Below are 16,705 nucleotides of genomic sequence, written 5' to 3'. Positions count from 1 at the left end.
CCGAGGGCAGATTGCCCTCGGAGCTCCGCCCGCTGCCATTTCTGGGTACGGCAGCGGTCAGCGCCAGCCGTAGCGTTGACGGAGCTCGTCGGCGATGGCCTCGAACGTCGTGGGATCGCAGATCGCGCCCTCCCGCCGGATTCCTTCGGCCGGTACCACCTGAACGCGGTCGAGCCGCACGAAGCTGGGGCGATGCTCGGAGTCCCAGGCACCGGCGCCGATCGGGAACCAGTTGTCGTCGTCGCGGTGATACTCCTTGCTCGACAGCATGAGCCCGAGTAGCAGTTGCGCGTGCCGGCCGACGACCAGCACCGGACGGTCCTTGCCCTGCGTGGGGTCCTCCTCGAACGGCACCCACACCCAGACGATCTCGCCGGGATCGGCCTTGCCGTCCAGATCGGGTGCGTACACGATCTCGCGGGCGAAGTCGCGGGTCGGATGCTCCTTCGGCGGATGCCGCCGTCGTTCGTCGGTCATGCTCCGCTCCTCGAGCTCATCCCGCTCCCTGGGATGGACCCGCTCCTTGAGCCTGTCGAAAGGAGGTACTTCTCCACAGCGGCGGCGGTCAGCTCGCCGACGTCGCTCTTCCCCGGTTTCAGGGAGTGGTCGGCTTTGTCGACCTCCACGACATGCACCGGCCCTGCGAACAGTCGGGCCGCAGCCGCCATCTCGTCGGAGGTGGCGAAGGCGTCGGAGCGTCCGTGGATGATCACGGTGGGGGTGGTGATGTCGGGAAGGTGTTCGGTGCGCTGCTTCTCCGGCTTGCCCGGCGGATGCAGCGGGTACGAGGTGAGGAGCAGGCCGTCCGCGAGTCCGGGATCGTCGGCGACCACCATCGACGCCTGCCGGCCGCCGTACGACTGCCCGCCGACGATCACCGGTCCGCTGCCCGCGCGGTGCCGCAGCGCGGCGACCGCCTTGCGGATCCCGTCACGATCAGCGGGCGCCTTCGACGGCGACGGCGGCCCTTTCGGCCGCTGCTGCCGGTAGGGCAGATCGATCCGGGCGACGACAAGCCCGATCCCGGTCAGCGACGCCGACAGCGTTGTGAGAAGTACGGATTCCCGGTCGCTGCCCGCCCCGTGCGCCAGAATCACCAGCCCTCGTGCCGCGCCTTCCGGATGATCCACATCGGCGACGACGCCCTCGGCCCGCACGGTCTCGGTCATGGCCCCGAGCCTATCGCTGAGTTGTCGAAGGCCAGCATGATTCCAGCCCGCGGTCAGATCGGGAGGTCGCGCGTGGATGGTGTCAGCGGCCGCGGATGTTCCCGAGGCGATTGAGGAACATCGACAACGACCGGCCCGTCAAACATTCATGAACGGAAGAACTCGACGGGTGGTCGCTCTGCTGGGCGTCACCGCTGCGCTACTCACGCTGACCGGTTGCGAAGAAGAACTGCTGTGCGGCTGTGGCCACCACGTACCTTCATCGACAAGCACGATCTCTACGATGACGACACCATGAACGATCATCGGCACCAGTCCGGCAGATGCCCCGACCTGGTGGTCATCGTGATCGCCATCGTGGCGTCGGCACCGGTTTTCCTGGGCCTGTGGTTCTTCGCCGCACTCAGCCTGATGGGTGATCCGGGTTGCCCGCCGAGCGAGTGCCCCAGCATGCACACGAAGATGGCGTGGCATGACGGGATCGTCGTGATCGGCTGTCTACTCCTACCGGCTTTCGTGTGGTTGGGGTCGGGGATCTGGGCGATCGTGGTGAATCGGCGTACCGGGCTGGGATCGCCGATCGCCGGACGCGGAGCTCTGGTCGGGGTCGTGATCGCTCTGGTGTCGTTTGCGATCAGGGTGTTTACCTGATCGAGTACCTTCGCCCGATTCTTGGAGAACGGGTGACGTCGACATGCAGACGGTGCTCGCCAACGGTTGGAGATGGAAGGGTGTCGCGTTTGGCACGCTCTGATCGCTAGTTCGACGCGGTCGCGGTGCGCGGGTCTCGTGGGCCGCCACCGGAGGCGTCGACCAGCAGCTGCAGGACCCGGGCGATCACGGGTGCCGAGATGACCCATCCGACGACGGCCCACGCCAGATTCAGGTGGGTCATTACCGCGCCGACGGCGCGGATGCCGTCGAGACGGTACGACGGCGAGTCCTGTTCGTACCGGATCCGGCGCAGCGGTTCCCGATGATCTTCGGCCGCGCAGATCTGCAGGGCGACGGGGGAGCGGTCGGTGATCCAGGCGGCGAGGTCGCTGCACGGGTCGCAGCCGCGCGCCAGGTATACGCGGGCCGGGGCGATCGCCGGGGACGGTCGCAGGCGCGGCAGCCAGTCGTGGACCGTCGACCGGTAGGCGGTCCACGACTCGCCGCATCGTTCGGACAGTGCGGTGTCTTCGACCCAGGCGGCCAGCCCGGCCGAGAACGCCGCGGCCACGAGTGCCGCCACCAGCAGCATCGGCGACGACAGCACCGCCGCGGTCAACGCGATGAGCACCACCCCGCACAGTTGCATGGGGTTGGCGACGTAGGCGTACGGGCCCGTCGTCACCACCTGTGCCGGCGGGTCCCACGGCCACGGTGTGCCGCCTGCCCGCGCGAATTCGATCACCGCGGCCAATGCGATGAGGGCGACGACGCCGCCGACCTGGATCGCGATCACGTCGAGTACCCCGGACACGTGGACGTCGTGTCCGGCCGTCCACGACGGTCCGTGCGCGGCGGCCGTGAACGCGATCACCGGAATCGCACCGAACAGCACGCCGGTGAACAGCACCACCTGCAACACCACCCGTATCCACAGGTGACGTCGTCGCACGGTCAGTACGGCCAGCACGATTCCGGGCAGCAGGCAGGTCATGGCGGCGACGAGCTCACCCCACCACCAGTCGCCGGCCAGATCGACCATCGGCCGCAGCCGCGTCATGCCGTAGACGTCGCACAGCAGCAGGCCGGTCACCGTGTAGCCGACCGGCACCCACCGCTCGGCGAGCACCGGAATCAGCGACCACAGCACCGCCCACGCGAGCAGGAGATCGACCGGGACACCGCACACGGCGGGAACGTCGCCCCCGAACGACCACCATCCGGCGTGCAGGGCCAACGCGTTGACCGCCGTCAGGCCGACGAGGTTCCACAACAGTGCGAGAGTGGCCGCGCTGCGGCGGCGGGTGTCGGGCACTGCCACCCACAGGCCGCCGGCGACCAGCACCGGCACCAGCACGACCAGCGGCCGCCACGCCTCGACGTCAGGCATCAGCTCGCGTGGTCGTGGGTCATGATTCCGGTGCGCGTATCGATCGAGCCGATCAGATAGTCGGCGGCGCGCGTGGTGACGACCCGCTCGATCGGGCCGAAGTACCACGACGGTGACAGCAGACGTGTGTAGTGCAACTGCCAGCGCACGCGGGTGCGGCCGGCGTCGACCGGAGACCAGTCGACGTCGATCCGGTCCCAGCGCAGCCACGTCGCCAGCGGTGTCCGGTCGCCGGCGGGGGTGAACGTGACCGAGTCCGCGGTGCGGCCGGTGACCGTCAACGTCAGGTCCGTCGGCCCGGTACCCCAGTGGTGCTGTGCGGTCGGGCCGTGCCGGTGGTGGGCGCCGGAGAACTCGATGGTGCGAGTGGAACCGACGTCCAGGCCGCCGGTGTCGGACATCGGGTCCGGGAAGCCGAGCGCGAGGATGCCGCCGGGCTTACCGAAGTCGAGGGGTCGTGCCAGTGCGTCGGCCATCTGCGTGGACGGCAGGTCGACGACGCGGGTGGCGGTCGACGTCGCTCCGCCCGGCACCGTCAGCGCCGGAATCGTGCCCTCGAGCGCCAGCACCACCAGGATCGCGGGAGCCACCAGCATCTGCGCGCCCGGCGGGCCCTTCCGGTCATCGTCCCGCACGACGTCGACGGTCTTGGCGGCGGCGAACACGATCAGATAGAAGATCGGGGCCGTGAGCAGGACGCAGATCGCGCCCTCGCCGAGCACCGGGACGGACAGGAGAAGCAGCAGCGTCGTCACCCGCAGCGCCACCCCGGTCGCTTTGCGCGGCGGAGCGGTCAGGGACAGGATCGCGGCGAGCACCAGCGGGATGCCGACGTACAGGGCCGCCGACTGACCCAGGCCCTCGTGTTTGAGGACTTTGTAGAGCACGAAACCGGCACCGAATGCGGCGATCGCGCCCACGAGCATCCACTGCCGTGACGACGGCCGGTAGCCGGCCGGCGACCGATCGGGGCCGTGGTCCTCGGGGGTGCTCATGCGACGACTCTAACGACGACGGTCCTGGTGAGAGTGTTCATGCCGATTCGACGGCCGGGCACACCGGGATGTTCCCGGTCGGGCGGATCGAGATACCGCGGAACATCGGGCGGTGCTTGCCCCGTCAGACCTTCGATGACCCCGACACCCGAGGAGACCAGCGATGACGACCGTCGAGCACGAGGCCCCCACCGCCGAACTTCCCGCGCACCCGCGGCCGGTGCCACGTGACGTTCCCCGCTACCGGCCCGGCGCCGCTGCGATGCTCGCCGGTCTGGCGGTCCTGTTCGCGGCGATGGCCTGGTTCGCGGTCGTCCTCGCGCAGACGTCCAGCACGTCGGGGGTGGTTCGTGCCACCGGCGATTTCGAGTCGCCGTCCGTGGTGGGCTACATCGTCGGCGATCACGGGTATTCGGTCCCGTCGAACGGCGTCGTCAAGAACGGTGATCGGGTGAGGGTCTTCTACGACACCGCGCACCCGGAGAAGGGGTCGACCGGTGTCGACATCTTTCTGCTGCCCGGCTGCCTGTTCGCCGCCGCGGCGTGCAGTGTGCTGTACGGAACGTGGTGCGCGACAGTGAGGCCGTGAGCCGCGAGTCGAGTGTTGAGGGTCATCCGTGACAAACTGGACGAAGACCTGCGGCCGGTCCACCGTGCCGCCATGCAAGGAGCAGTAGAGATTTCTTCGTTCGCCGACACGACGTTCACCGACCCCGAGCGCATCCGCAACTTCTGCATCATCGCGCACATCGACCACGGGAAGTCGACGCTCGCCGACCGGATGCTGCAGCTGACCGGTGTGGTCGCCGAGCGCGACATGCGCGCCCAGTACCTGGACCGGATGGACATCGAACGCGAACGCGGCATCACCATCAAGGCGCAGAACGTGCGTCTGCCGTGGAAGTCGGACGGCCCCGACGGCCCGGACACCGACTACGTCATGCATCTGATCGACACCCCCGGCCACGTCGACTTCACCTACGAGGTGTCGCGCGCGCTGGAGGCCTGTGAGGGGGCGGTGCTGCTGGTGGACGCCGCGCAGGGCATCGAGGCGCAGACCCTCGCCAACCTGTATCTGGCGATGGAGAACGACCTGGAGATCATCCCGGTCCTCAACAAGATCGATCTGCCGGCCGCCGACCCCGACCGGTACGCCGCCGAGATCGCGCACATCGTGGGCTGCGAACCCGACGACATCCTGCGTGTGTCCGGCAAGACCGGTGCGGGTGTCCCGGAACTGCTCGACCGGGTGGTGCAGAAGGTGCCGGCCCCGGTCGGCGACCCCGACGCCCCGGCCCGCGCCATGATCTTCGACTCCGTCTACGACACCTACCGCGGCGTCGTCACCTACGTCCGCGTGGTCGACGGCAAGATCGTGCCGCGCGAGAAGATCGCGATGATGTCGACCGGTGCCACCCACGAACTGCTCGAGGTCGGCATCGTCTCGCCGGAACCGAAGGCCAGCAAAGGCCTGGGCGTCGGCGAGGTCGGCTACCTGATCACCGGTGTCAAGGACGTGCGCCAGTCGAAGGTCGGCGACACGGTCACCTCCGCCAAGAACGGTGCCACGCAGGCCCTCACCGGCTACCGCGAACCGCGCCCCATGGTCTATTCGGGCATGTATCCGGTCGACGGCTCCGACTACCCGGTGCTGCGTGAAGCGCTGGAGAAGCTGCAGCTCAACGACGCCGCCCTCACCTTCGAACCGGAGACGTCGGTGGCCCTCGGCTTCGGTTTCCGGTGTGGCTTCCTCGGTCTGCTGCACATGGAGATCACCCGCGAACGCCTCGAGCGCGAGTTCGATCTGAACCTGATCTCGACCGCCCCGAACGTCGTCTACCGGGTGATCATGGACGACGGCACCGAACACGTCGTCACCAATCCGTCGGACTGGCCCGAGGGCAAGACCAAGCACATCTTCGAGCCGATCGTGAAGACGACGATCATCGCGCCGAGCGAGTTCGTCGGCGCCATCATGGAGCTCTGCCAGTCGCGTCGCGGTGAGCTCGGCGGCATGGACTACCTGTCCGAGACTCGCGTCGAACTGCGCTACACGATGCCGATGGCCGAGATCATCTTCGACTTCTTCGACGCCCTCAAGTCCCGCACCCGCGGATACGCCTCCCTCGACTACGAGGAGGCCGGCGAGGCGGAGGCCGATCTGGTGAAGGTCGACATCCTGCTGCAGGGTGAGGCCGTCGACGCGTTCAGCGCCATCGTGCACCGGGAGAGCGCCTATGCCTACGGCAACAAGATGGCGATCAAGCTCAAGGAACTGATTCCGCGCCAGCAGTTCGAGGTGCCCATCCAGGCGGCCATCGGCTCCAAGGTGATCGCCCGCGAGAACATCCGCGCCATCCGCAAGGACGTGCTCGCCAAGTGCTACGGCGGCGACATCAGCCGTAAGCGCAAGCTGCTCGAGAAGCAGAAGGAAGGCAAGAAGCGGATGAAGACGATCGGCCGCGTCGACGTCCCGCAGGAAGCCTTCGTGGCGGCGCTGTCCACCGACGCGGTGGGCGACAAGCCGAAGGGCAAGTAGCCGCTAGCGGCGGTGCTGGCCGGGAGGACCCGGCGGCACCGGCATCCGCTGCGGACCGGACGTCACCGGCGTCGACGCGGTGCTCACAGCGCGACGGGCCGCGGTGGCCTCGCGGCGCAGCAGATCGGCCTGAGCGGTGTCGGTCTGCTCGTTGGCACGAGATTCCGCCGAGTCGGCGAACGCGTTCAGGAAGCCGGTGGCCGCGGTGACGTCTGCGACGCGCGCCGGATCCATCGGCGCCTCCTGCCGGAGACGCAGCCGCAGGTTCAGTGCGTCGGTCAGCATTCGTCGGGATGCGGCGGGATCGTCGGCCTGGGTGAGGTTCGCGATCCGCACCAGGCACGACGACAGACTGCGTCGCGCCACCGGATCGTTCGACTTCACCAGCGTCTGCCACAGGGTGAGTGCGCGGCGATGCAGCATGAGCGCATCGGCGGGCGCCTCGCCGGTGATGAGCGCACCCAGCTTGTCCGAGCTGTTCGCGAGTCGGAACTGCAGCTGCGGATCGCCTTGATTCTCCAACGTCAGTTCGGTGAGGAGGGCGACCAGCTCACGCCGCATTGACACCTTGGCTCGATGGTCGGGGGTCAGGTCGGCCATGCCGGCCAGCGAGTCGGCCATGCCGACCCGGATCCCGATGTCCGGGTCCTCGGACGCCAGGGCACGGAATCCGTTGAGCGACTCACTGCACAGGGCGAAGGCCTGCGGCGGATCCTGCTGCGCCATGCCCAGGCCCCGGTTCAGCAGATCCCAGTTGCGCTGGATGTTGCGGTGCAGCAGTGCCTTGCCCATCGAGGCGCGCAGCTTGCCCAGGCCCTCGCTGGATCGTGCCGCGATGTCGGCGGCCAGTGAACTCGAGGTGGCGGCGAGTTCACGGAAGTTCGCGCCGGCCGCCGAGGGACGCGGCTGCGGCATCACCTGCATGATCCGCTGGCCGCCGTCGTTGGACGAGATGCTGCTGGGTGAGTGCCACCACGTCTTCGGGTGACGTCATCGGTGACATCTGGATGGTGGTGAGCAGGTAGCTCCACTCGGCGGTGATGTCCTTCTCGGTCTTCACCCCACCGGTGGAGAAGGGCAGCAGGATCTTGTTCTTGCTGTCGGCCAGCGTCGCCTCGCGCAAGCAGTGCTTGGAGGCGACCGCGTCGGGGGACAGCAGCACCACCATCACCTCGCACTCGTCGATCGCGCGCATGATCTCGTGCTGGTACTGCCCGCCGACGCCGATCGCGTGCGGGGAGTAGAAGCAGCCGATACCGGCCTGATTGAACGCGGCATACAGCGAATCGGCTTTGCGGCGGTCGGCCGACGAATGACTCAGAAACACCCGGATGACGGGCGGTCCGGGCGGCGGACCTCCGGGCACGCCGGCCGGGGCACCCGCCGGCACGCCGTTCACCGGGCCCGACGGCGCCCCGGCAGGGGGCTTCATCGGTGCTCCGGCAGGGGTGTCCATGGGCACCGAACTTACCCGACAAAGACGGCGGCGTCCGAAAGAGTCGGCAGGTCGTCGGTCATTCGGGTGACAGCGTCCTCGAGCGCCCGACGGGGTCGTGGCAGAGTGGACGGCGATGGCTGCTCACGATACGAATCCCGTTCTCGCCGACTCCGGACTGCCCTACGGGCTGCCGGACTTCACGACGATCACCGACGACGACTTCCTGCCCGCCTACGACGTCGCCCTGCCGGCTCACCTGGCGGAGATCGAGGCGATCGCGAACAACCCGGACGCGCCGACCTTCGAGAACACGATCGCGGCACTCGAAGCGTCCGGGCGTCTGCTGGCCCGAGCCAACGGGGTGTTCTTCAACCTCGAAGGCGCCGACAGCAACGAACGCCGCAAACAGATCGCCTCAGAACTGGCGGTGCGCCTCACCGAGTACGCCAACACCGTCACCATGAATCCGGCGCTGTTCACGCGGATCGCCGACCTGTACGAGCGCCGGAACGAACTCGGTCTCACCGAACCCCAGTGCCGGCTCACCGAACGCAAGTACCGCGACGCGGTGCGGGCCGGCGCCGCCCTCGACGCGGCCGGTCAGGCCGAGATGCGGGAGATCTCCTCCCGCCTGGCCACCTTGACCACCGACTTCGGCCAGTACCTGCTCGACGACACCAACGACTCCGCGGTGCACGTCGTCGACGTCGCCGACCTGGCGGGCCTGTCCGACGGTGAGATCGCCGCGGCACGACGACTCGCCGGCGAACGGGGTGTCGACGGATATCTGATCGCACTGGAACTGCCGACCAGCCAGTCGACCGTCGCGACCCTCGCCGACCCCGCCGCACGCGCAGCGGTCTTCGATGCGTCCATCGTCCGCTGCGCCCGCGGCAACGACCACGACACCCGGGCGATGATCCTCGAGATCGTCGCCCTCCGGGCCCGCCGCGCCCGGCTCCTGGGGTATGCGAATCACGCCGAATACGTGATCGCCGAGGAGACCGCACCCGATCCGGAAGCCGTCGACCGGCTCCTGCGCGACCTGGCCGGCGCCGCGTCGACCGCCCTGACGGCCGAGCTCGAGACGCTGACCGAGGTCTACGGCGCACCGCTGACCCCGTCGGACGTCACCTACGCGCTCGCCGAATCCGAACGCCGGTCGACCGGCTCGGGGAGCGGAAAGGTCGACAGCGGAGAGGTCGACAGCGGAGCGGTCGACATCAGCGAGTTCACCGAATACTGCGAACTCGACCGGGTTCTCGACGACGGGATCTTCGCGGCCGCCCACGCGCTCTACGGCCTCACCTTCACCGAACGTCACGACCTGCCGCGCTACCACCCGGACGTGCGAATCTGGGAGGTCTTTCTCCCTTCGACAGGCTCAGGGAGCGTGGAGGGGATCGGACTGTTCCTCGGAGACTTCTACGCCCGGCCGTCCAAGCGGGGCGGCGCGTGGATGAACACGATCGTCGACCAGTCGCGACAGCTCGGCACCGCGCCGGTGGTCGTCAACGTCGAGAATCTCACCAAGCCGGAAGAGGGGCAGCCGTGCCTGCTGTCCCTCGACCAACTCGAGACCGCGTTCCACGAGTTCGGCCACGCCATCCACGGACTGCTCTCGAACGTCGACTACGTGTCCCAGTCCGGCACCTCGGTGCCCCGCGACTTCGTGGAGTTCCCCTCCCAGGTCAACGAGATGTGGACACTGCACCCGGACGTCGTGAGCCGCTACGCCCGGCACTGGAAGACGGGCGAACCGGCCCCGCAGGCGCTGCTCGACGCCGTCCGCGCCGCCGGCGGCACCGAATCGGCGCACAGCACCTACGAGTACCTGGCGGCGGCCGCCCTCGACCTCGCCTGGCATCGGCTCGGCCCCGACGAGATTCCCGCCGACGTTCTCGCTTTCGAGGCCGAGGCGCTCGCGGCAGCCGGACTGGACCATCCGCTGGTACCGCCGCGCTACCGCAGCACCTACTTCAACCACGTCTTCGGCGGCGGCTACTCGTCGGCCTACTACTCGTACATCTGGTCGGAGATCCTCGACGCCGAGACCGAACAGTGGTTCCTTCAGGCCGGCGGCCTGGACCCGGAGCGCGGGCAGGCGTTCGCCGATGCGGTGCTCTCTCGCGGCGACAGCGTGGACCCGGTCGCCGCCCACGCACGTATGCTCGGACGTGCAGCCGAGATCGGTCCTCTGCTCACTCGCCGGGGTCTGGTTTGAATCAGGCTGAATTCAATCCGATCGCGAACGCGAGGAGGTGGCGATGAACGGGTTCCTGTCGTGGTGGGACTCCGTGGAGGAGTGGCTCACCGGCCTGCCGTTCATCCCGCAGCTCCTGGTCACCCTCGTCGTGGTGATCCCGCTCGCGACCGGCATCGCCTGGCTGGTGAACTTCCTGGTGGTGTGGGTTTTCTCGTTGCTGCGCCGACCCGAGGTCGACGACGATCACGGAGTGGGGATCTAACGCATGTTCCGGTCGAAGGTCACGTGGGCGCTCATCGCCCTGCTGGTTCTGGTCATCGTCGCCTGGCTGATCACCCGCTAGCACACCCGACGGGGCGGACCAAGCAGCCCCATCGCCCCCGGCGTTCACGCATTGAGCGGCGCGCCGCCGCGTTGTTAGCGTTCTTCCGTGCCCTCGAACCCGACTCCGCGTGCCGTCCGCAGCCTCCTCGCCCTGTGCGTGGCCGCGCTGCTGACCGCTGTGCTCGCCGCCTGCGGCGGCGGGTCCACCGACGTGCCCGGAGGCCAGGACATCTCCTCGGGTTCGCGGCGCATCAACCTGATCGCCTACGCGACGCCCAAACCCGGATTCGACCTCGTCATCCCCGGCTTCCGCTCCACCCCCGACGGCCACGACATCGGCTTCTCCCAGTCCTACGGTGCGTCCGGGGACCAGTCCCGCAAGGTGGCCCGAGGGCTGCCCACCGATGTGGTGAACCTGTCGGTCGCACCCGACATCACCCGCCTGGTCAAAGCCGGCGTGGTCGACGAGAACTGGGAAGACGAGTTCCCCAACAAGTCGGTCGCCTTCGGTTCGGTGGTGGCCCTCGTTGTCCGCGAGGGCAACCCCAAGAACATCCACACCTGGGACGATCTGCTGCGCCCCGGCATCAGCGTCGTCACGCCGAACCCGGGCAGCTCCGGCTCGGCCAAATGGAACCTTCTCGCGCCGTACGCCGCCGCCAGCAACGGTGGACAGAACCCGCAGGCCGGCCTCGACTACGTCCGCAGCCTGGTGCGCGACCACGTGCGGATCCTCCCGAAATCCGGGCGTGAAGCCACCACCGCCTTCGAGCAGGGCCAGGGCGACGTGCTGGTCACCTACGAGAACGAGGCGCTCATGCTCAAGCGGCACAACGACACCGCGCCCGCCAGCCAGCGCGTCGACTACGTGATCCCCGCCCAGACCTTCCGGATCGACAATCCGATCGCGGTCGTGAACACCACGCACGACCGGGCCGCCGCCGACTCCTTCGTGAAGTACCAGTTCACTCCGGACGCGCAGCGCCTGTGGGCGAAGGCCGGATTCCGCCCGGTCGACCCGGCGATCGCCGCCGAGACCGCCGCCGACTTCCCGGGACGGATCGACCGGCTGTGGACGGTCGACGACCTCGGCGGCTGGAAGAAGATCGACAAGGACCTGTTCGGCAAGTCCGGCGCCGTCACCGAGATCTACGACGAGGAGGCCGGCAAATGACCACCGCAGAGCATGCCGCCGTCGACGACGTGACCGGCCGCCGCTGGCGCACCGACAACCCGCTGACCATCGGTGTCGCCGGTCTGTGGCTCACCGTCATCGTGCTGCTGCCGCTGGCCGCGATCGTCGCGGGGTCGTTCGACGACGGCTGGAGCGGCTTCTGGGATGCGATCACCAGTGAAGGCGCCCGCGAGGCCCTCGGCATCACCGTTCTGATCTCGCTGGTCGTCGCGGTCATCAACGTCGTCTTCGGCACCCTGATCGCCTGGGTGCTGGTCCGCGACGACTTCTGGGGCAAGGGCTTCGTCAACGCCATCATCGACCTGCCGTTCGCGCTGCCGACCATCGTGGCGTCCCTGGTGCTTCTGTCGCTGTACGGACCGAACAGTCCGATCGGCATCCATCTGGCCGCCACCCAGCCCGGTGTCCTGGTGGCGTTGACGTTCGTCACCCTCCCGTTCGTGGTGCGGCAGGTGCAGCCGGTCCTGATGGAACTGGACCGCGACGTCGAAGAGGCGGCCGCCGTGCTCGGCGCCAACAACTCGACCATCTTCCGGCGCATCGTGCTGCCCGCCCTGATCCCGGCGATCCTGACCGGCGCCGGCCTGGCGTTCACCCGTGCCATCGGTGAGTTCGGCTCGGTGGTGCTGATCGGCGGCAACATCCCGGGCAAGACGCAGGTCGCCTCCCAGTACATCCAGCAGCAGATCGAGGTCGACGAACCCGTCGCCGCCGGCGCCGTCTCGGTGGTGCTGCTCCTGATCGCCTTCGTGGTGCTCCTCGTCCTGCGCATCGCCGGCCGCCGCCAGGCGCGACGTGAGGAGGCCTCGGCATGATCCTGTCCCGTTTCACCCGGCTCGGGTTGCGCGGCATCGCGCTGGCCTACCTGTTCGTGTTGCTGCTGGTGCCGGTCGGTCTCATCTTCTGGCGGTCGTTCCGGCCCGGCTTCGGTCAGTTCTGGGAATGGATCACCACCCCGGCGGCCATCTCGGCCCTGCAGCTCTCGCTGCTGATCGTGGTGATCGTGGTGCCGCTCAACGTGATCTTCGGCATCCTGATCGCCCTCGCACTGGCGCGCGGCAAGTTCCGCGGCAAGGGCCTGATCCAGGCCGTCGTCGACCTGCCGTTCGCCGTGTCACCGGTCGTCGCCGGTGTCGCCCTGATCGCCCTGTGGGGCGCGGGCGGCTGGTTCGGCGGCGTCGAATCCCTCGGATTCCGGGTGATCTTCGGACTACCGGGCATGGTGCTGGCGACCCTGTTCGTCACCCTGCCGTTCGTGGTCCGCGAGGTGGAGCCGGTGCTGCACGAGATCGGCACCGAGCAGGAGGAGGCCGCGGCCACCCTCGGCGCCAACGCGTGGCAGACCTTCTGGCGGATCACCCTGCCCGCCATCCGGTGGGGTCTCACCTACGGTGTGGTGCTGACCATCGCCCGCGCGCTCGGCGAGTACGGCGCGGTCACCATGGTGTCGTCGAACATGCCCGGCGTCTCGCAGACGCTGACACTGCTGGTCGGCTCCCGGTACACCGACGACTACAACGAGTACGGCGCCTACGCCGCCGCGACCCTGCTCATGCTGGTGGCGATCGTGGTGCTGGTCGTCATGACGATCATCGAACGCCGTGCCCGCGACCGTGTCGTGAGCGCGTCGGCCGCCTACACCCCGCTCAGCGACGACGCCACCGGCGCAGACAGCTCCGAGGAGGAGTAGCCCATGTCCATCTCAGTCATCGGAGCCAACAAGCGGTACGGCGACTTCGCCGCCCTCGACGACGTCTCGATCGACATCCCCGAAGGATCGCTGACCTCGCTCCTCGGTCCCTCCGGGTCGGGCAAGTCGACGCTCCTGCGTGCGATCGCCGGCCTGGACACCCTGGACTCGGGCACCGTCAAGATCAACGACCGCGACGTCACCAAACAGTCGCCGCAGCAGCGCGACATCGGCTTCGTGTTCCAGCACTACGCGGCGTTCAAACACATGACGGTGCGCGACAACATCGCCTTCGGCCTCAAGATCCGCAAGCGGCCCCAGGCCGAGATCGACAAGAAGGTCGACGAACTGCTGGAGATCGTCGGACTCGAGGTGTTCCAGAAGCGGTACCCCTCGCAGCTGTCCGGCGGACAGCGTCAGCGCATGGCACTGGCCCGCGCGCTGGCCGTCGACCCGCAGGTGCTGCTGCTCGACGAACCGTTCGGCGCCCTCGACGCCAAGGTGCGCGACGATCTGCGGCGCTGGCTGCGCAAGCTGCACGAGGAGGTCCACGTGACCACCGTGCTCGTGACCCACGACCAGCAGGAGGCGCTGGACGTCAGCGACCGGATCGCCGTCCTGAACAAGGGCCGGATCGAACAGATCGGCACCCCCGATGACCTGTACGACCGGCCGGCGAACGTCTTCGTCGCCTCGTTCCTCGGTTCGGTGTCGCGCCTCAACGGTGAACTCGTCCGCCCGCACGACATCCGGCTGGGCCGGACCCCGGAGATGACGTTCCCGACCGAGGACACCGACTTGGACACCGGGGTCGTCCGCTCGACCGTGGACCGCGTGGTCAACCTGGGTTTCGAGACCCGTGTCGAACTGACCGCGGCCACCACGGGCGAGTCGTTCCTGGCGCAGATCACCCGCGGTGACGCCAACGCCCTGAACCTGAAGCCGGGTGAGACCGTCTACGCCCGCGCCACCCGCGTCCCGCAGCTGTCGGGGGAGTGACGGCGCAGCGCTGAGCCGGACGGGGACCGCTCAGGCCAGCACCGCCAGGGCGTCCGTCAGCGCGGCGACCTCGATCCGGGTGCTGCAGCCGTCCGAGACCACCACCTCGCCGTCCACCAGCACGGTGTCGACGATCTTCGGGGTTCCGGTGGTCAGCAGCGACGCCGACGGATCGGTGACCGGCAGACACGCGAAGTCGCGGTCGAAGCGCAGCACCGTCAGATCGGCTCGTCGTCCGACCGACACCTCGCCCGGCCCGGTGAGAACCGCGGCTACGCCCCGCCCAAGTCCGAATCCCTCAGCATGAGTCTCGGCGTCGCCAACGCCAACCAGATGAACGACTTCTACGAGTCCTTCACCATCGGCACCGAGAAGTCCACCTACCCCGACGTGGACGTTCCCGCCACGAGCTACCCGGACAACACCTGGCCGGACGCGGCACCGGGATTCCAGCCGGCCGTGCAGGTCTACTGGAACGAGGTGACCGCTCTGTCGCGGGTCCTGCTGCGCGCCTGCGCGGAGGCACTCGGGCTGGCGCCGGACTACTTCGAAACACTCACCGACCACTCCATCGACGCGATGAAGCTGAACAACTACGCCCTGCCGCCCGGCGCGATCGACCTCGACGGCGAGCTCACCGGCATGGGCGCGCACACCGACTTCGGCATCATCACGCTGCTGTGGGCCGACCAGGTGGCCGGACTCGAAGTCCTCGGATCCGACGGCGTCTGGCATCCGGTCATGCCCGCCGACGGGGCACTGCTCATCAACCTCGGTGACGCGTTCGCCCGCTGGACCAGCGACCGCTGGAAGTCCACGCTCCACCGCGTCAACCCGCCCGTCGTCGACGGCCAGATCGAGCGGCGGCGTTCGGCCGCCTTCTTCTTCGACGGCAACTATGACGCGGTGATCGAACCGCTGCCCGGCACGCTCGACGACGGCGCCGAACCGTATCCGCCCATCACCATCGGCGAACACCTCGACGCCAAGATCGCCGGCATGAAGACCGGTGTGGCGCCGACCGGCGCCGACCGGGAAGCCGCCCGCGTCCTCAACGCCGGCTGACCACCACCGAACCCACCACCATCCGCACTCTCAAGGAGCCACTCATGTCCGCAGACACCTACTCGATGGAAGAACTCAATCGCGAATCCCAGATGGGCGACTACGGCGTCGAGACCGACCGGTCCGTGCCGCGCATCGACCTGACCGACCGCGAGAACCGGCGGGAGGAGATCACCGAGGAGTTGTGGAACGCCGCCACCGAGATCGGCTTCTTCCAGCTGGTCAACCACGGGATCCCGCAGGAGTCCGTCGACGCCGCGTTCCGCCGTGCGAAGGACTTCTTCGACCTGCCGGCCGAATCGAAGCAGGCGCTGCCGCTCGACAAGCCGAACAACGTCGGCTGGGAGTACTCGAGCCAGGTCCGGCCGTCGGTGGGCACCCCCGACCAGAAGGAGTCGTACCAGATCACCCGGCCCCACATGGACGGACTGTGGCCGTCGGACGACGAGCTGCCCGGATTCCGGGAGCAGATGCTCGGCTTCGAGGCCCAGTGCTGGGATGTCGCGATGTGGGTGCTGTCCTGCTTCGCCGACCGGCTCGGATTCGATCGCGACTTCTTCGCGCGGGCCCACGATCCGAGTGCCCCCGACTATCAGTCCACGCTGCGCCTCATCCACTACTACGGTCTGCCGGCGGACGAGCCCGCCGATCCGGGCATGTGGCGGGCCGGCGCCCACACCGACTTCGACTGTCTGACCCTGCTGTTCCAGCGCACCGGTCAGGGCGGGCTCCAGGTCTGCCCGGGCATGCAGGCCCAGGCGCAGGAGTGGACGTCGGTGGAGCCCGCGGACGACGTGATCACCTGCAACATCGGCGACATGCTGATGCGTTGGAGCGATGACGAGCTGTCGTCGAACTTCCACCGTGTCCGGATGCCGCAGCCCGGCGAGTACACCGGTCCGCGGTATTCGATCCCGTTCTTCGCGCAGGCCAACCGCGACGTGCTGATCGATCCGCCGCGCGGCACCTACCCGCCGATCACCGCTGCCGACTACATTCGACAGCGCGTGGCGGCGAACTACGGCAAAGCCGCGATGTAGC

The 16,705-nt window shown here is 68.2% G+C and carries 17 protein-coding genes and 1 pseudogene; 11 read left to right on the top strand and 7 right to left on the bottom strand.

All coding sequences use genetic code 11. The features are described 5' to 3' along the window. Positions 1-57: 57 nt before the first annotated feature. Both QM774_RS06660 and QM774_RS06655 read right to left on the bottom strand, forming a co-directional pair. Entirely contained in the window at positions 58-477 is a 420-nt protein-coding gene (locus QM774_RS06660; protein ID WP_414975127.1) for a type II toxin-antitoxin system PemK/MazF family toxin, read from the bottom strand. After that, positions 474-1,169 carry an alpha/beta family hydrolase gene (locus QM774_RS06655; protein WP_414975126.1) on the bottom strand — a complete coding sequence of 232 codons (696 nt, stop codon included), beginning with the start codon at positions 1,167-1,169 and terminating at the stop codon, positions 474-476. The genes QM774_RS06660 and QM774_RS06655 overlap by 4 nt, the downstream gene beginning before the upstream one ends. Positions 1,170-1,403: 234 nt before the next feature. Here QM774_RS06655 and QM774_RS06650 point away from each other — a divergent pair, with 234 nt between their 5' ends. Further along, entirely contained in the window at positions 1,404-1,820 is a 417-nt protein-coding gene (locus QM774_RS06650; protein WP_414975125.1) for a hypothetical protein, read from the top strand. A gap of 106 nt (positions 1,821-1,926) precedes the next feature. On the opposite strand, the gene QM774_RS06645 is transcribed toward QM774_RS06650, so the two are convergent. Together QM774_RS06645 and QM774_RS06640 are read right to left on the bottom strand one after the other, a co-directional pair. Beyond that, on the bottom strand, positions 1,927-3,213 hold the full coding sequence (locus QM774_RS06645) for a methyltransferase family protein (protein ID WP_414975124.1): 1,287 nt from the start codon (positions 3,211-3,213) through the stop codon (positions 1,927-1,929). Then, entirely contained in the window at positions 3,213-4,208 is a 996-nt protein-coding gene (locus tag QM774_RS06640; RefSeq protein WP_414975123.1) for a hypothetical protein, read from the bottom strand. Before QM774_RS06640 ends, QM774_RS06645 begins: the two co-directional genes overlap by 1 nt. A gap of 163 nt (positions 4,209-4,371) precedes the next feature. Here QM774_RS06640 and QM774_RS06635 point away from each other — a divergent pair, with 163 nt between their 5' ends. Together QM774_RS06635 and lepA are read left to right on the top strand one after the other, a co-directional pair. After that, a complete protein-coding gene (locus tag QM774_RS06635; protein ID WP_414975122.1) occupies positions 4,372-4,797 on the top strand; it encodes a hypothetical protein in 426 nt (141 codons plus the stop codon). Between the two features lie 72 nt (positions 4,798-4,869). Then, on the top strand, positions 4,870-6,747 hold the full coding sequence (gene lepA, locus QM774_RS06630) for a translation elongation factor 4 (RefSeq protein ID WP_414975121.1): 1,878 nt from the start codon (positions 4,870-4,872) through the stop codon (positions 6,745-6,747). Positions 6,748-6,750: 3 nt separating this feature from the next. Here lepA and QM774_RS06625 read toward each other — a convergent pair whose 3' ends face one another. Together QM774_RS06625 and QM774_RS06620 are read right to left on the bottom strand one after the other, a co-directional pair. Further along, positions 6,751-7,662 carry a hypothetical protein gene (locus tag QM774_RS06625; RefSeq protein ID WP_414975120.1) on the bottom strand — a complete coding sequence of 304 codons (912 nt, stop codon included), beginning with the start codon at positions 7,660-7,662 and terminating at the stop codon, positions 6,751-6,753. After that, entirely contained in the window at positions 7,619-8,179 is a 561-nt protein-coding gene (locus QM774_RS06620) for a toll/interleukin-1 receptor domain-containing protein (RefSeq protein ID WP_414975119.1), read from the bottom strand. Before QM774_RS06620 ends, QM774_RS06625 begins: the two co-directional genes overlap by 44 nt. Positions 8,180-8,318: 139 nt before the next feature. Between QM774_RS06620 and QM774_RS06615 the strand changes: the two genes are divergently transcribed. The 6 genes from QM774_RS06615 (at position 8,319) to QM774_RS06590 (ending at position 14,599) form a co-directional block, all read left to right on the top strand. Beyond that, positions 8,319-10,409, top strand: a complete 2,091-nt coding sequence (locus QM774_RS06615) for a M3 family metallopeptidase (protein ID WP_414975118.1) — start codon at positions 8,319-8,321, stop codon at positions 10,407-10,409. Between the two features lie 43 nt (positions 10,410-10,452). Then, on the top strand, positions 10,453-10,653 hold the full coding sequence (locus QM774_RS06610) for a hypothetical protein (RefSeq protein ID WP_414975117.1): 201 nt from the start codon (positions 10,453-10,455) through the stop codon (positions 10,651-10,653). A gap of 168 nt (positions 10,654-10,821) precedes the next feature. Then, positions 10,822-11,889, top strand: a complete 1,068-nt coding sequence (locus QM774_RS06605) for a sulfate ABC transporter substrate-binding protein (RefSeq protein WP_414975116.1) — start codon at positions 10,822-10,824, stop codon at positions 11,887-11,889. Then, positions 11,886-12,725, top strand: coding sequence for a sulfate ABC transporter permease subunit CysT (gene cysT / locus QM774_RS06600; protein WP_414975115.1), 840 nt, complete (start codon positions 11,886-11,888; stop codon positions 12,723-12,725). The genes QM774_RS06605 and cysT overlap by 4 nt, the downstream gene beginning before the upstream one ends. Beyond that, positions 12,722-13,600, top strand: coding sequence for a sulfate ABC transporter permease subunit CysW (gene cysW, locus QM774_RS06595; RefSeq protein ID WP_414975114.1), 879 nt, complete (start codon positions 12,722-12,724; stop codon positions 13,598-13,600). The genes cysT and cysW overlap by 4 nt, the downstream gene beginning before the upstream one ends. 3 nt (positions 13,601-13,603) lie before the next feature. Further along, complete coding sequence (locus QM774_RS06590; RefSeq protein ID WP_414975113.1) at positions 13,604-14,599, top strand: sulfate/molybdate ABC transporter ATP-binding protein; 996 nt, start codon at positions 13,604-13,606, stop codon at positions 14,597-14,599. Between the two features lie 30 nt (positions 14,600-14,629). Here the strand turns inward: QM774_RS06590 and QM774_RS06585 are convergent, their stop codons facing one another. Continuing rightward, positions 14,630-14,845 (bottom strand): hypothetical protein, encoded by a 216-nt coding sequence (locus tag QM774_RS06585; RefSeq protein ID WP_414975112.1) that lies wholly within the window; start codon positions 14,843-14,845, stop codon positions 14,630-14,632. Between QM774_RS06585 and QM774_RS06580 the strand changes: the two are divergent. Both QM774_RS06580 and QM774_RS06575 read left to right on the top strand, forming a co-directional pair. Continuing rightward, positions 14,840-15,664: pseudogene (locus QM774_RS06580) on the top strand (isopenicillin N synthase family dioxygenase); the annotation flags it as partial. The gene QM774_RS06585 and the pseudogene QM774_RS06580 sit on opposite strands and share 6 nt — an antisense overlap. A gap of 44 nt (positions 15,665-15,708) precedes the next feature. Then, entirely contained in the window at positions 15,709-16,704 is a 996-nt protein-coding gene (locus QM774_RS06575) for an isopenicillin N synthase family dioxygenase (protein WP_414975111.1), read from the top strand. Position 16,705 lies beyond the last annotated feature (1 nt).

The sequence above is a fragment of the Gordonia sp. (in: high G+C Gram-positive bacteria) genome, from assembly GCF_047600565.1.
GTDB lineage: Bacteria > Actinomycetota > Actinomycetes > Mycobacteriales > Mycobacteriaceae > Gordonia.
The sequence above is the reverse complement of the archived record's forward strand: the minus strand, read 5'-3'. Positions and strand labels throughout refer to the sequence as shown.